18 protein-coding genes are annotated in these 15113 nt (G+C 46.1%); 5 read left to right on the top strand and 13 right to left on the bottom strand.

Annotated features, from left to right (window positions below; translation table 11 throughout):
* The first annotated feature begins 110 nt into the window (after positions 1-110).
* On the top strand, positions 111-371 hold the full coding sequence (locus OTK50_RS18355) for a hypothetical protein (RefSeq protein ID WP_003156732.1): 261 nt from the start codon (positions 111-113) through the stop codon (positions 369-371).
* A 44-nt stretch (positions 372-415) separates the two neighbouring features.
* On the opposite strand, the gene OTK50_RS18350 is transcribed toward OTK50_RS18355, so the two are convergent.
* The 12 genes from OTK50_RS18350 to OTK50_RS18295 form a co-directional block, all read right to left on the bottom strand.
* Positions 416-1114, bottom strand: coding sequence for a hypothetical protein (locus OTK50_RS18350; RefSeq protein WP_094031456.1), 699 nt, complete (start codon positions 1112-1114; stop codon positions 416-418).
* A gap of 109 nt (positions 1115-1223) precedes the next feature.
* On the bottom strand, positions 1224-1472 hold the full coding sequence (locus OTK50_RS18345) for a sigma-G-dependent sporulation-specific acid-soluble spore protein CsgA (RefSeq protein WP_094031905.1): 249 nt from the start codon (positions 1470-1472) through the stop codon (positions 1224-1226).
* An 80-nt stretch (positions 1473-1552) separates the two neighbouring features.
* Positions 1553-2029, bottom strand: a complete 477-nt coding sequence (locus OTK50_RS18340; RefSeq protein WP_007408988.1) for a DUF4879 domain-containing protein — start codon at positions 2027-2029, stop codon at positions 1553-1555.
* Between the two features lie 103 nt (positions 2030-2132).
* Complete coding sequence (locus tag OTK50_RS18335; protein WP_060675261.1) at positions 2133-2312, bottom strand: hypothetical protein; 180 nt, start codon at positions 2310-2312, stop codon at positions 2133-2135.
* Positions 2313-2325: 13 nt separating this feature from the next.
* Positions 2326-3468 carry an ABC transporter permease gene (locus tag OTK50_RS18330; RefSeq protein WP_094031455.1) on the bottom strand — a complete coding sequence of 381 codons (1143 nt, stop codon included), beginning with the start codon at positions 3466-3468 and terminating at the stop codon, positions 2326-2328.
* Positions 3465-4646 (bottom strand): ABC transporter permease, encoded by a 1182-nt coding sequence (locus tag OTK50_RS18325; RefSeq protein ID WP_094031454.1) that lies wholly within the window; start codon positions 4644-4646, stop codon positions 3465-3467. Before OTK50_RS18325 ends, OTK50_RS18330 begins: the two co-directional genes overlap by 4 nt.
* Positions 4647-4654: 8 nt before the next feature.
* Positions 4655-5590, bottom strand: coding sequence for an ABC transporter ATP-binding protein (locus OTK50_RS18320; protein ID WP_094031453.1), 936 nt, complete (start codon positions 5588-5590; stop codon positions 4655-4657).
* Positions 5591-5731: 141 nt separating this feature from the next.
* Entirely contained in the window at positions 5732-6376 is a 645-nt protein-coding gene (locus OTK50_RS18315) for a response regulator (protein ID WP_025284154.1), read from the bottom strand.
* A 4-nt stretch (positions 6377-6380) separates the two neighbouring features.
* Positions 6381-7511, bottom strand: a complete 1131-nt coding sequence (locus OTK50_RS18310; protein WP_094031452.1) for a sensor histidine kinase — start codon at positions 7509-7511, stop codon at positions 6381-6383.
* 10 nt (positions 7512-7521) lie between these two features.
* A complete protein-coding gene (locus OTK50_RS18305) occupies positions 7522-8235 on the bottom strand; it encodes a YjjG family noncanonical pyrimidine nucleotidase (RefSeq protein WP_094031451.1) in 714 nt (237 codons plus the stop codon).
* A 92-nt stretch (positions 8236-8327) separates the two neighbouring features.
* Entirely contained in the window at positions 8328-9713 is a 1386-nt protein-coding gene (locus OTK50_RS18300; RefSeq protein WP_015416703.1) for an amino acid permease, read from the bottom strand.
* A 425-nt stretch (positions 9714-10138) separates the two neighbouring features.
* Positions 10139-10570 (bottom strand): MarR family winged helix-turn-helix transcriptional regulator, encoded by a 432-nt coding sequence (locus tag OTK50_RS18295; RefSeq protein WP_071181501.1) that lies wholly within the window; start codon positions 10568-10570, stop codon positions 10139-10141.
* A 196-nt stretch (positions 10571-10766) separates the two neighbouring features.
* Here OTK50_RS18295 and OTK50_RS18290 point away from each other — a divergent pair, with 196 nt between their 5' ends.
* The 3 genes from OTK50_RS18290 (at position 10767) to OTK50_RS18280 (ending at position 12789) form a co-directional block, all read left to right on the top strand.
* Complete coding sequence (locus OTK50_RS18290) at positions 10767-11171, top strand: CidA/LrgA family holin-like protein (RefSeq protein WP_003156751.1); 405 nt, start codon at positions 10767-10769, stop codon at positions 11169-11171.
* Positions 11141-11833, top strand: a complete 693-nt coding sequence (locus OTK50_RS18285; RefSeq protein ID WP_007408978.1) for an LrgB family protein — start codon at positions 11141-11143, stop codon at positions 11831-11833. Before OTK50_RS18290 ends, OTK50_RS18285 begins: the two co-directional genes overlap by 31 nt.
* Before the next feature lie 110 nt (positions 11834-11943).
* On the top strand, positions 11944-12789 hold the full coding sequence (locus OTK50_RS18280; RefSeq protein ID WP_079891478.1) for an aldo/keto reductase: 846 nt from the start codon (positions 11944-11946) through the stop codon (positions 12787-12789).
* A gap of 52 nt (positions 12790-12841) precedes the next feature.
* On the opposite strand, the gene OTK50_RS18275 is transcribed toward OTK50_RS18280, so the two are convergent.
* Entirely contained in the window at positions 12842-14008 is a 1167-nt protein-coding gene (locus tag OTK50_RS18275; RefSeq protein ID WP_094031450.1) for a DUF4885 family protein, read from the bottom strand.
* A gap of 134 nt (positions 14009-14142) precedes the next feature.
* Between OTK50_RS18275 and OTK50_RS18270 the strand changes: the two genes are divergently transcribed.
* Positions 14143-15024 (top strand): hypothetical protein, encoded by an 882-nt coding sequence (locus tag OTK50_RS18270; RefSeq protein ID WP_041481998.1) that lies wholly within the window; start codon positions 14143-14145, stop codon positions 15022-15024.
* Positions 15025-15113: the final 89 nt, after the last annotated feature.

The raw sequence follows: 15113 nt of genomic DNA, 5'->3' as shown, positions 1-15113 counted from the left end.
GTCAATCTTTATCGCATTAAAGCGGCAAGCCAAAATTAACCTTCCGATGTTTAAACAGCCGTTAAGCGGGAATAACTACTGCAAGCCAGAAATAGAAAGGAGTTTTTATCGTGAAACAAAAACTGCTCATTTCAGGACTTGCCGTGTCGACTGTCGGAGTGACTTCCTACCTGCTCAAAGATAAATCAAACCGCCAAAAGGTGATGAACTTTATCCGCAATATGAAAACATCGCTCTCCGGGAAGCAGGATATTGAATCATTCCCCGTCAACAAAGCAGGCAACCCGCATCCCGAAGATATTGAAGATAACAAAATGGTATCCGAAGGCTCCATGTACCCGGTTCAATATTATGATGACAAGAAGAAATAATCTGTTCCCGGGCTGCCCGGCCGTATCAAACGGCGGCAGCTTTTTTATGCAGACGGCGTTTGATAGAACCGCCAATATTGGCGCGAGCCTTTATCCCGCACGGTAATGCCCAGTTTGGATATTTCCGCTTTCAGTTCTTTCGCATCAGCCTTTTCCTCCTCTTTCAGCGCCTTTTCTCTCGCTTTTAAAAGAGCATTTGCCCCTGGCTCCAAATCCGGCGTGTCCGGCACCCACCGTTTGTATTCTTCTTTAAAAGGATCTTCCGTCCCCAGCCAGACATACCCATGCGCGCGAAACGCATCAGCCGCTTTTTCAACCGCCGGCTCAAGCTTCTCCCGAAAAAGCTCCTGTCCTTCAGTGCCTAATAAGACAAGATGCTTCTCATCCGTAAACACACCGGAAATGCTGTCTTTCGAAAACACGCTTTCTTCATTATATATGGTTAAGGACACCTCGCTGTCCGTCACGACCGCCGTAAGACATTCTTTAAAAACAGTCCGCGTCAGCCACACTCCCCCGATTAAGCCGATAACGGCGATGACAGCCGCAGCCTTCCATCCGTGAAAAGAAGCGATCATTTCCAGCGGCCCGATAACAGGCAGCCAATCCAATGTTACGGCCCACTTCGCAATGACCGGCAGAAACCATCCGATGACCAGCCCAAATAATGGCGGCACCAGAAAAACCAAACCTTTTTCAACCGATGACAACTCAAGAACCGTCTGTTTTTTTATTTCGTTCATGTTTCTCCTCCGTCTGTGTTTTTCACAACTATCCATTATACAAAGGGTTGGATGATTCTGTAAACTGTTTCCGAAACAATAAAAAGCCTCCCGGCCGCCGGGAGGCTTTTTAAAACAGGAGCTCATATACTTCATTCAATTCCATCGTGCGCTTCTCATCCTGCTCGTTCTCAGCATATTTGATTTCCTTTTCAAGCACCTGATTCAGCGCGTCCATTTCCAAATCATTTAGATCTTTCACAAACTCGCCCTCATTTGCATAATGCTTCACCTGAAGGTTTTTATAAATCCCTCGGCACACATCATGCTCCAAGTGGTTCGAAAGCGACTCGCGCAAATATCCGAGTGTCCTGTCCATCATGTAAGCCCTCCCTTTTCTATAGGAATAGCTTCCCGGAAAGAGAGAAAAACTATACATGAAAGCACCGGGCGGCTGTTTTAACTCTGTACCTGAATGGAGAAAAATCCGCTGCTTAACGGCGTGTACGGCCCGTTCAGCCCCGTTGCGGAGAAAGAGAACGTTCCTGAACTGACATAAGAAAGAGGAACACTGTAATATTTAATGTAGCCTGTAACGATATTGCCGTTTTTCGTATATTCATCTTCCAGCGCTTTTGACGTAAGATTTGTAATATTCGTTCCGTTGTTAAATGCCTGGATCGTGTTATTGTTCGGATACCCTTGGAAATATACGGCTAAATAACCCGTTGTACCCTTCATCGGTTTTGATGCGCTGATTTGGTTCGGCCCGATATTTTCCCATTGGTAACTCTGACCGTCAGACGTCACACCGATAATACGGATTTGTGTTAAAGCAGGAGCCGGCGCCGCAGACGCTGATGGAGCCCACAACCCGCTCACAAGCAACAAAACAGCGGCGGCCGCCGCGAATAGCATAACGAGTCTCTTTTTCATGTTTCTTCCCCCTCTTATTCTTTTCGTAGAATCCTATACTATTTTACACGATTTACAAGGAAAAAGATTACATTTCATAAAAGAGTCCGGAATATTTTGTGAACTAGATATGAAACGCTCTGGAAACGCCATTGATTATGAGAAAGATGCCGCAGATTCTTAACACGACTCTTGAACTTCTGTCATCCTTACCGAAAAAGGTTTTTCCGAGCCAGCCGATCCATAGGTTCATTGCGGCTCCAGCGAGCATTTCTATGATTCCGATGATTTCTGCCATATACAAAGCAGCCATCCTCCTAACTGTGTTTTTTCATATTACGGTTTATCAAATAGAGTGATAAGACCAATGACGCTGCACCGGCAGCAAGAAACAGGCTCAGCGGCACGATCTGCATGCTGCCTCCGCCATTGTTTTGAAATACGCCGATCGCCCATTTTTCAGGAGTAAACAACGACAGCATGCGCATGTACTCCGGAGCCGCGTCTAATGTGAAGAAAGCCCCTCCCAATAAACCCGTGACAGCTATAAAAACGGAAGCAAGCGACGTGAATTGCTTTTGGCTCTTCATGAACGGTATCACGGCCATCGTTACAGCAGTCAGCGCAAACGAGCAGGCCGCAAGCACCGCTCCCGCAGCAAAAACATGATCAGCAAAACGGATATGCAGCATGAATGTTCCGGCAGCGAGGATCACGATAATGTGGAGAAGACCGAAAAGATACGCCGCCGCAAACTTAGAGATTGCATATGCCGTATAGGAAACGGGTGTGCTCAGCAATCTGTCATATGTATGATTTTCTTGTTCATCTATAAATGATCGCAGGCTTTGGACTGCAACAAACCAGATAAACATCACTAAAAATCCGATAAGTCTGTCGGCTGCCTGTCCGCCTTCATAAACGTGATGGCGGTCAACATTGACGGCAGAATGCCCCTGAATATCCTTCAAGAGATCAGCTGCCGCCTGCTTCCCGTCGGTGTGCAGCGTGCGGGATATCACTTTTGCATCGCGGACTATTTTTTTCAGCGCGCCCGCCTGCTGCGCAATCAGCTGCTCTGTCAAAACAGCATCACCCTTTTCTTCATTCTGAATAAATGAAACGTTCAATTCATCTCCGGAAAATAATTTTTCTTCAAAATGAGAGCCGATCAGCAATCCGAAGGAAATATCCTGATGATTAACCTTTGTTTTTAATACGTCCTCCGTGACCTTCGTGACTTTTATATGGCCGGCTGTCTGAATCATTTTCATAAATTGCGCTGAATAGGCGCTCTGATCCTTATCAGCTACATATACTTCCTTCTGCTGACTGCCATCCGCAGAAAAGGAAAAGAAATATGTGAGAAGGAGCGGGGCGGAAATCGTCGCAAAGATGGCAGCCCGATTTTGCAGCATCAGTTTCAGCTGATGTCTGATCATGAATAACAGCTGCGTCATGAAACAGCCTCCTTCCGTTTAAACACCCAGATGGTCAAACATAAAAACACGGCGCCGATGGCGGCAAGCTCTGCCAAATCCGTCGAAATACCGCTCAGACCGGCATGCTGCGTGACACTGACATAGCTGTTGATCGCTTTGCCGTTCGGTATCAGCTCCTGCACGATTCTCAAACTGTCAGGCAAGCTGTCTTTTGCGATAAAGCTTCCGCCTAAAAAACTGAATCCGTATAAAATGGGAGCCGCCATGCTTGAGACGGTCTCGTGGTTTTTTGCAGTAAACCCCCAAAGAAGCACGATACTGCCGATCGCAAATGAATAAACAATCGTAACCAGCAATATTTCAAACAAATTGCCCCATTTTACCTGATACAAGATGCTGCTTGCGATGATGACGGCAGCCATTTGCATAAGGATGGCAAGCATGATTCCCAAAAGCTTACCCGCCACATACTGGATACGTAAAACAGGCATTGATTTGATTCTGAATAACGTGTGCTGCTGTCTCTCTTCCACTATCCCGTGAATGAGCGCAAACGCGGTCATAATGGAGAACATGACGACCATTGCGATTGAATAATACTGCATCGCATCAATCGGAGCCGCATGATTGCCGGCCGACTGTTTCGGAATGGTGACAGCCTGTTCACCCGAAAGGCCGCTGATGATTTTGCGGGCATCTCCCTTTGACAGATGTCCCGACTGCTTCAGCACCGCTTTTTCTTCACTGATCTCCGCTTTTACTCTGGTGACAAACGAATCGGCCATCATTTCCACAATGTCTCCGTTTACAGAGCCTTGTTGGTCCGAGATGACTTTGATACTTGTTTTTTCATTGTGTTCTGCCGCTTTTGCAAAGCCTTTCGGCACGTATACAAAAACGGAGACTTTACCGCTTTCGACAAGCTGTTTCCCTTCTTGGTAACTGCCTATGTCTTTTACACGGATGAGATCAGTTTGTTTCAGCACGTCATTCTTTAATACGTCGCCCAAAGAACTCTCCGCGTGATCCGCATTATAAAACGCGGTCTGAAATGGCTTCACTTTCGAATCGCCGTGAAAAACCGTTCCTAAAATAAAAATCATCAGTGCCGGAAACAGAATCAGTTTTATATAGAAAGACTTTGCTCCGGCCAATAACCGAAAATCTAATAAGATCAGCCTGAATAATATTTTCATGACGCCCCCTATGAATCCCGCAGCGTTTTGCCGGTGAGCCGGAGGAAAATGCTTTCCAGATTGGCTTCCTCGAAATGAATGCCTTTAATGGTGATACCGGTTTTCCTGATATCATCCGCAATATCAAGGATATTGCGATCTGCCGCAGAGACGAGCATCGTAATGGTCTGCTGGCTGACAGCAGCCTCGGCAACACCGGAAATGCGGCGGATTTTTTTAACGGCGTCATCATTCAGCCCCTCTGCATTCACGATCAGGGTATCAGAGGCTTTGGCTGACTGCTTCAATTCGTCTTTCGTCCCGCAGGCAATGATTGAGCCGTGATCCATGATCGCCGCTTTTTCACAGAGGTATTCGACCTCTTCCATGTAATGACTCGTATAGATGACGGTCATCCCTTTTTCTTGATTTAACGTCTTCACGGTTTCAAGAATATGGTGTCTGGATTGCGGATCAATTCCGACGGTCGGTTCATCTAAAATGAATAGTTTAGGTTCATTCATTAGCGCGGCCCCGATATTCACCCGTCTTTTCATGCCGCCTGAAAACTCAGATACCCTTTGATGTCGCTGTTCCTGTAATTCGATGATGTCCAGCACTTCATCAACCCGTTTACAAAGTTCCTTACCGGAAAGTCCGTACAGACCCCCGAAAAAAGCCAAATTATCCTTTGCGCTTAACGCTTGATATAAAGCGATTTCCTGCGGGACGACTCCCATCACTTTTTTTATGGCCGCAGGCTGCTCCTGTAATGAGGTTCCGTCAATGCAGATTGTTCCGCCCGTTGGCGGGAGCACGGTGCTGATCATCGACACCGTTGTTGATTTACCGGCGCCGTTTGGTCCCAGCAGACCGAATATCTCGCCTTTTTCGACGCGCAGTGATATATGATTGACAGCGGTAAAATCGCCGTACTTCTTTGTCAAATCCGTTAATTCGAGCATTCGTGCAGCACCCCTTGTGTCATGTCTGCACTTATTCTACTCTCGGCAATCCTTGTTTTCTATTCACTTTCGTACTCGATATGGGTATTACTTTCGTCATATGTTTAGTGATAAAAAGGGAGAGAGGAGGGTGAAGCGGGGTTATAGCAATTTTTGCAAATATAAGGTAAGCTCGGTTCTGTTTGACACTTCAAGTTTATCGAGGATTCTGGATACATAGTTTTTCACAGTGCCTTCAGTCAGAAATAAGTCTGCGGCAATGCGTTTATTGCTTTTGCCTTCCATAATGTGTTTCGCCACATCAAGCTCTCTCGGCGTGAGAATCTCCTTCAGCTTTGTCCGCGGCTCTTTCTGCACCGCAGGGATCTCCATATTGTTCAGCGCTTTTACGACGGAAACCGTGATTTTGGGATTCAGCATCATCTTCCCTTCATAAACGGCTTGAAGGGAGTCGATCATTTCATCCGAATCAGCATCCTTCAAGAGATAGCCGTCGGCTCCGCTTTTCAGCCCGGCAAAAATATAGTGATCATCTTCAAACGTTGTCAGAATGATGACTTTTACGGACGGATATCGCGCTTTTACCGCTTTTGTCGTTTCGATTCCGTCCATACCGGGCATTCTGATATCCATCAAAATCACATCGGTTTCAGTTTGAGAAAGCAGCCGGAGAACCTCTTCGCCGCAAGAAGCCTCTCCCGATATTTGAATTCCTTCATGAAGACTCAGAATCATTTTCAGCCCCTCTCTCACAATGGACTGGTCGTCTGCAATCATGACATTCACTTGATTATTCCTCCTTGCATGGAATCCTTATTTTCACGTCAAAACCCGTTTCCTTCCCGGACGAGAAAACAGCCTCTCCGCCAAGTGCGGCCGCTCTTTTCTCAATTCCTTTCAGACCATTTGATTTTATGATCGTTCCGCAGGCTGAGCCGTTATTATGAATATGCGCCAATATCATGTTTCGGTTTTTTTGAATCCGGACAGAAACATATGAAGCATGTCCATGTTTTATCGCATTCGTAATCGTTTCCTGAACGGATTGATAAAGACAATGCTTCACATCCGGCTGTTCCGCTTCTATGGCCGCGTCCATCTCCAGCTCGAAGCGTATGCCTCCCGCCTCTTGAAAATGGCTGAAAATGTCACGGAGCTCTTGCTCAAATCCCCGCCCCGGCAAAGAGCCCTGCAGCAGCATAACGGCCTGGCGAAGCTTTAAAATGGATTCTTTCGTAAGATCATGCGCCTTATGAATGATCTGCTTCACTTTGTCCGGCTGATGCCCGGCTGTCTTCCCGGCAAATTCCAAATTCATTTTCAGAGCAGCCAGATAATGACCGAGAGAATCATGCAGCTCCTGCGCAATTCTTGTTCTTTCTTTCGTAACGGCCAGTTCCTCAATCCGGTCTGAATATTCCTTCAGTGTGTCATTAGCGATCTTCAGCTCTCGGTTCAGCAATTCAACCTTCGACTTCTCCTGCAGGTTTTTCCGATATAAATAAATCACCGCAAACATGATGAAGTATGGCGGCACGATATCACTGACACCCGCTCCGCCGGCGTATAAAGCTGCGGCAAATGCGGCGGCATTCATCGTTAACAAAACAGCCGAAATCTGCTTATCAGTAATAAGCACCTCCGCCAATAAAAGCACCATTACGGCCTGTGTCCCCACACTATAGACATTGTACAAAAGAACTCCCGCGATAACGCTGCTCAGGAGAAAAGAGCCTTGATATACAGCCGGCCTTCTCTTCATATACAGCGGCCGCAGGCAGTCATTAGCCGTCAGCATAATCACGAGCACAGACAAAAAAACCTTCAGCTCCCCCCGGCCGGGAGGAAGCTGAAGAATCGCATGAAAGATTGATAGTAATGCAAAACCCCTGATCAGTAACTTCGTATGTGCAATCTTCATCGTATTCTCCTTACAAATGAGCGGCGGCTTTCCGCTCCACGTTCAGCACATCATACAGCTCATCAAGCGAATGAATCTCGTACGTCGGGATGATTCCGGACTCATTTGCTTTCTTTCCGGGATTAAACCAGCACGTATCCATTCCCGCCATCTGACCGCCTTTTATGTCCGCGCTCAGTGAATCGCCGATAATAAGTCCGCCCTCGGCAGAAAAACCGGGAATTCTCGCAAACACGTAATCAAAGTATTCCTTCATCGGCTTTTGAAAACCCGTGTCCTCAGATACAAACACATCTTTAAAGAACGGATACAGACCGGAGTCGCCCAGCCGCTTATATTGTGATCTTGAGACGCCGTTCGTCACGATGTATAAATCAAATAAAGGACTCAGCCGTTCAATCAGCTCATAAGCCCCGTCTATCATCTGGTGCCCTTTTTCTAAGTATTGGCGGTACGCCTGATTCATCAGCACGCCGTCGGCTTCGAGGCCGTATTCTTTAAACAAAAGGGCAAACCGTGTATTCACCACTTCATCGCGGGTCATTTCCCCCTCTTCAAACGCCTTCCACAGCCCATGATTTAACGCTTTATAACGGGCTTCCACCTCTGCCGTCAGCTCCAGCTTTGAACCTTGAAACAATTTTTGAAGAGCATCGGTTTCTGAAGCGGTAAAATCCAGCAGCGTATTGTCTATATCAAATAATAACGTACGGTAATGACTCATCGATGTTTCCCCCGGTTCTGCTTTTTTTAATCAGTATACCACTCGCGGACAAGCCGAAAAAGACACCCCTGTAAGAGAGGTGTCTTTTTGAATTATACAGCGTCTTCTATTTTCGATTTTTCACCAGGCATGCGCTTGCCGATACCGAACGCATAATAGCTGACCGTCACAATCGCCAGGAAAATCACCCCGACAACCAACGAAATCCGCGTATCTTTGTTAAACCACATGCCGATCAATACCATGAGTAAGAAAGCGATCGTCAAATAGTTTGTAAACGGCGCAAAAGGCATTTTAAACGGATGCTTATCAAGCTCAGCGCCCTTCGCTCTTCTGAAACCGAGATGGCTGATTAAAATGACGAACCACGGAATCATTCCCGGCAGCACACTCGCGCTGTACACATAGACAAAAATTTTCGGAGGCGCGATGTAGTTCAGCACGACACCGATCACAAGTCCGATTAATACGGCAAACGTACCGAATATCGGCACACCGCTCGAAGAAACTTTCTTAAAGAATTTCGGGGCCTGTCCGTTCACGCCCAATGTATAAAGCATGCGTCCCGCACTGAATATCCCGCTGTTGCATCCGGACATCGCAGCGGTAATCACAACAAAGTTAATCAAACCGGCCGCCGCCGTAATCCCGACTTTCGCAAATGTCGAAACAAACGGACTGCCGAGTGAGTGAAGCTCATTCCACGGATATACGGTAACGATTACGAAAATCGCACCGATGTAGAAAATTAAAATCCGCCAAATAATACTCTGAATCGCGCTTCGCAGCGTTTTTTGCGGGTCCTTCGCTTCCCCTGCCGTAATCCCGATCAGTTCGACCCCTTGATAGGCCGCAACGACCAAAGACAAGGCAAAGAAAAATCCTGAAAAACCATTCGTAAAGAAACCGCCGTGCGACCATAAATTAGATAATCCGATCGCATGCCCTCCGTTACCGAAACCGAAGAAAATAATTCCGATTCCGGCCACAATCATCAGAATAATGGTGACGATTTTGATCATGGCAAACCAAAATTCAAACTCACCGAAAGATTTTACCGAAATTAAATTCGCCGCACCGAGAATGGCCATGGCGATAATGCCGGGAATCCATGCCGGCAGATCAGGAAACCAATATTTCATATACGAACCGACGGCGATAATTTCAGACATCCCGACGATCACCCATTGAAACCAGTTGCTCCACGCCGTCATATAGCCGGCTAACGGATGTATATACTTATGGCCGAATGTCGCAAACGACCCTGTACTCGGCTCTACATAGAGCATTTCGCCCATCGCACGCATGATAAAAAAGATAAAGATACCCGAGATCGCATAAGCCAGCAGGACAGACGGCCCGGTCCATCCGATCGTGCTGGATGATCCCATGAATAAACCGACACCGATCGTGCCGCCCAGCGCAATCATCTGTATATGACGCGCGCCTAAGCCTCTCTTTAATTCTTTGTTTGCCACTTCGCTTCCTCCTCTTAACAGCTCTGATATATGTGAAATAATGAAGCAGAAGGTGCACCTGTTGAACCTAACTCACTCTTCATTTCCCGCAATATTAGAAATATTCTATCTTTCTATTGTTATATAATCTCCAATTTCCTTATTCCATCATAATAAATTTCCGTGGAAAATACAATTGTTTTTTTCAGGTAAACACCTTGCACCCTAAACCAACAAACTAAAAATAAAGCGCTTTCATTTTTGTTGAATTATGAATATTGAGATAATAAATGCCGCAGCCTCCGAGAAACAGGATGTCCCTGGAGAAACATGTTCCGCCCCCTATTCAATATTATTTTTGCTAAGCAGAATGGCGTAAAGTCTTACTCTCTTCCATTCTCCCTTGTATACGCCATAATCCTGCTTAACCCGGCAAAAATCATGCATTAATCGATAAATGCCTCATTCAGCCGCAGCAAAAGCCGGCCGAACTTTTCTTTTTCATCGCCTGACCAATCGTCAAGCATATGTCGGTATCGATCAAGACGCATCTTTTTATCAGTTTTTAACCTCTGTTTGCCAAGCTTCGTAATCGCAAACAGACTGACCCGCCCGTCAGAAGGATCGGAAAAACGCTGGATCAGCTCTTTCGACTCCAAGGCCGCGGCCTGGCGTGACAATGTGGAAATATCCAGCTTAAAAGATTCGGCTAATTCCTTTACACGCGCCGGTCCGAATTCATCCAGCTGCCGTAATAACAAATACGCAGCCCTTTCCAGATGTCCGATTTTACGGTCGGAGTTATCAAGATAAACAGCTCTCCTGATAAAAGTGGTGAGCTCATATTCAATTAATTCAATCGGATCTTGTTTTGACAAACAGCCTCACTCCTTACAATTGACAACAGCAATATTAGTTGTATAATACAAACATATGCACATTTACTCAGAAAACTTATAGAAAGATTTTGCATACATATATTTGTATAGTACAAATATATGCGCAAAAAGTAAAGAAACATATCGAAGCATCAAGAAAGGGGGAAGCTGCTCTTCTCCAAAGAACAGCATTGTCGTGAAAGTCATACGCATCATCTTGCAAATCATTATTTTATTCGCATTTTCCTTTATCGGGGGAGCCGTTCAGCAGTTCTTTCACCTGCCCATTCCCGGAAGTATCATCGGTTTGATCCTGCTGATCATATGTTTATCGGTTAAGATCATTCCCGTCAAAATGATTGAAGACGGAGCCGGATTTTTGCTGTCTTTTCTTCCGCTGTTATTCATTCCGGCCATGACGGGCGTCATCAATTACCCGTCACTGTTTTCCGCCAGCGGGGCTGCTCTGTTTCTGATCATCGTGCTGAGCACCATCGTCACAATGATCGCCGCAGGGTACGCCAGCCAGCTGTTAGAGCACAAAGCCAATCAGAGAAAGGAGAAAAAGAAGTGCAGCAAGCATGTATCGCAATCCTTATAATTTTGTTCACGGCCGCCGCCTATCTGGCTATGGTGAAATTATATGTGCGCTTTCCATATCCCTTTCTCATACCGGTTTTGACGACTACGATTTTCATTATCGCCGTGCTGCTTGTTTTTCATATTTCGTATAAAGACTATATGATCGGCGGACAATGGATCAATTCACTGCTCGGCCCCGCCGTGGTGGCTTTGGCATACCCGCTTTATAAGCAGCGCCGGGTGTTAATCAAGTATATGTTTCCGATCATCGGCGGCGTGTTGGCCGGTTTATTCTCCGGAATGGTCAGCGGCCTGCTATTTGCAGAGCTGTTCGGCATCAGCCGGAGTTTGATTTTGTCAATTATCCCAAAATCAATTACGACGCCTGTCGCCATACAGATTGCGTCCGGTATCGGCGGTGTCCCTTCCATGACAGTCGTGTTCGTCATGATCGCAGGGTTTTCCGGCGTTATCTTAGGACCGCTGCTTCTCAAGTGGATCCGCATTCGCAGCTCACTCGGGAAAGGAATTGCATTCGGGAGCGCTTCCCATGCGCTCGGCACCTCAAAAGCAATGGAGTACGGAGAATTAACGGTCTCCATGAGCTCTGTTTCCATGACGCTCTGCGCCGTGTTAGGGTCGGTCTTCGGCCCCGTCGTAGCATGGATGTTTCAAATTTAAAGCTGACGGTTCTCCGTCAGCTTTTTTCATGTGCGGATCATCTCATTTCCTTCCATTATTATGTTTCATTTGTAAGAATAATGGTAAAGTAGAAAACAAGGAGGGATTTAATGATGACTGGAGCAATTCCGCAAAAGAAACTGCTGGATGGGACAAGCATTCCCGCGATCGGCTTCGGTACATACGCTCTTAACGGAAACAACGGCGTTCATGCCATTACCAGCGCCATTGATATCGGCTACCGTCTGATTGACACCGCTTATAACTATGAAAATGAAGGATCGGTCGGAGAAGCCATCAAGAGAAGCTCTGTTCCGAGAGAACAGCTATACGTGACGTCCAAGCTGCCCGGGCGCTACCATGACTATGACAAAGCTGTACAAACCATCCAAGAATCTTTATACCGCGCCGGTCTGGACTACTATGACCTGTATCTCGTCCATTGGCCGAATCCGAAACAAGACCGCTACACGGAAGCATGGCAGGCACTGATTGATGCGAAAAAATGGGGTCTGATCCGATCCATCGGCGTCTGCAATTTCCTGCCTGAGCATATCGAACGGCTCGAACGTGAAACCGGCGTAAAGCCAGGCATCAACCAAATAGAACTGCATCCCGCTTTTAATCAGCAGCAGCAGCGCCAATGGCACGAAGAACAGGGCATCGTGACAGAATCATGGAGTCCGTTATCCCGCGCCGGCGAAGTATTGAACGATCAAAAACTCGGACGGATTGCGGACAAATACGGCAAAACCATTTCCCAAGTCATTTTACGCTGGCATATCCAGCTGGGCGCCATCCCGATTCCAAAATCAGCATCGCCCGAGCGCCAGCTTGAAAACATCTCCGTTTTTGATTTCTCCCTTGATGAAAACGACATGAGCATTATCGACTCGCTTACCCGCCCCGACGGACGCATAAACGGCCAAGACCCGGCGGAGTATGAGGAGTTTTAAGTAAACGCATAAAGAAAAGCTGACGGCATCATTTGTCAGCTTTTTTCTCAATTTATATACGCACACCCAGCTCCCGTTTCCATTCAGAAAGCCAATCTGTATCCCCAGATCCGTATTGCCTGCTTTGGCCGACATCACGCAGAGATCCGTTTTTATACTCAATGGACAGAACCAAATCAGGAATTGCATCATAACCCGTTCTCGCAAGCTTCGTGAGCCCCTGTCCGTAATGGGCGGCCGCTTCTGCCGCCGTATGTTTCAGCAAAGGATCGTGCTGCAGCGCTTCCTTATAGACGTCTAAAAGGTCGCGTCCGTCTTCTGTGACGTACTTTCCGTCCACGATCTGCAAGTCTTTCAGATGATAGCCGGTCACCTCATACATTTCCCGAACGACTTGATATTTCTCATATGTTTCCGGCGTAAACTGCGAGGAGTCATCACTCCGGCTGCGAATGATGTGCGCAAACAGCTCTTTGCTGTTTTCCCCGGAGTTTAAGACGGCTTCAATCTGCTGAGTGAGATCTTTATCGTCAGTCCCGCTCACTTTTAACAGATAATCAATCGGTGATATCGTAAATGTAAGATTCGCACCCTCCGGAATCTGAATATGATTCCGATGAAAAAGCATATCTATCTGCTGATTGACCTGCCCGCGCTGAAACACCTTTTCATTTTCTCCCTCAATCTCTCCGCTGAGCGTTTCACCCCGAAACGCCGCATCACGGAAATCATAGCTTTGGGCTTTCCCCTTAAACAGCCATTCCGTTTCATTATGATAAGCGGCCTGACGCTCCGATTCTGATAAATCACTTCTGAAATAAGGTGAATCGGCACGCTGGTATTTATCCTTAATATAATGCAAAGGATCTGGTTTTCGTTTATTGATTTCATTGATACGGCTGTATTTCTCATCAAGAATCTTGCTCGCAATATCACTCTCAGACTCATACGGATTATTAGCGTCTATTACCGTCTCTTTCCCATTATCCGTAATCGTTTTCTGATTTGCAGATTGATATAAACGGGACAGGCTGCTCCCTTTCTCAGTGACACCGCTCCTTGAATAATTCACCTGGCTCAGATCGCGGGTCCCGCCTGCCTGAATCAATAAGCTGTCCGGCCCTTTTGCCGCATCTTTCACATTTGTTTTGGAAGAATACCGCTGAAGCACTTGCTGAGCCATTACTTGATTTTTTATATAACGAGCGTTTAGGCGCATGTTTTTAACCTCCGCTTGAGATGATGTTCTAGTGTTTGTATCGGCTGTTTCCCAGTTGATTTTAACCTAAAATAACAAATGTTTACATCATGAGGGTTTTTATGTATGATGTAGTCAAAAAGGAGGAATTTTCCATGAAAAAGTATATATCTATACTATTTGTCAGTGCAATCTTATTATCAGGCGTATTGTTTGCACCTTCAGCCTCAGCCTCTGCGTCTCAAAAGAACTCATCACAAATAAGCGCCATTACAGGAAATCATTCATTTGAAACTGCCAATCCAGTAGGCTACTGGAAATATAAAAATATTGATACTGCCATATTGCCAAAAGGGGAAAAAGATTCGTATTTCACTTTCACGGCAAATAAGGGAGAAAGACTTTATGTCAGGAGTTCAACAAGAAGTGAATACAAGGGAATGGACATTGAAATTTATAATAAAAATAAAGTACTGATCAGTAAAGGCACAGAAGTGATAAATCCTGATACGGCGCTACCTTTTATCTATGCGAATACAGATGCGAAAGAAAATAACGAGACGTTCTACGTGAAAGTGTCCCGCGGCTCCTACACTGACGATATGTACTTTACACTCTCTATTTACGACCGAATCAAATCCGGCAGTGAGACCTTCTCATTCAGCGGTACAGCTGAAAATAAAGGGAACACAAGCCTCAGTCCGAATGGATCAGATTCAACTGTTCTTAGACTCGACTTAACCAAACAGACAAGCATTCCAAGAGACGCCACAGTGAAAAGAATCAACACCACCGCAACCCAAACACCAAGCCAAGGAAATACAAGCCACTACATCATGTCGGAAGAAAATAAAGTGTGGCACCGTGCACTTGCAAACAGCTCCACACAAGGGAATTACGGTATTACACTGGATGATAACCTCTCAGCGGCAAGCATCTGGAATTTTAAATACAACACACTTGCAACAGCAAAATCGACTATGAAAAATGTAAAATTGAAGATTGATTATGAGTACGATGTGACAACGCAGTTTTAATTAGAAGAACAGCCGCCCATTGGGCGGGCGGCTGTCTGCTTGGAGTTAAAGTGAATTTATGAGCCCGTGCCATGTCTTATCCTGTTATA

This window comes from Bacillus sp. NEAU-CP5, assembly GCF_026420705.1.
Lineage (GTDB): Bacteria > Bacillota > Bacilli > Bacillales > Bacillaceae > Bacillus > Bacillus velezensis.
This window is presented reverse-complemented; position numbering and strand designations above follow the sequence as displayed.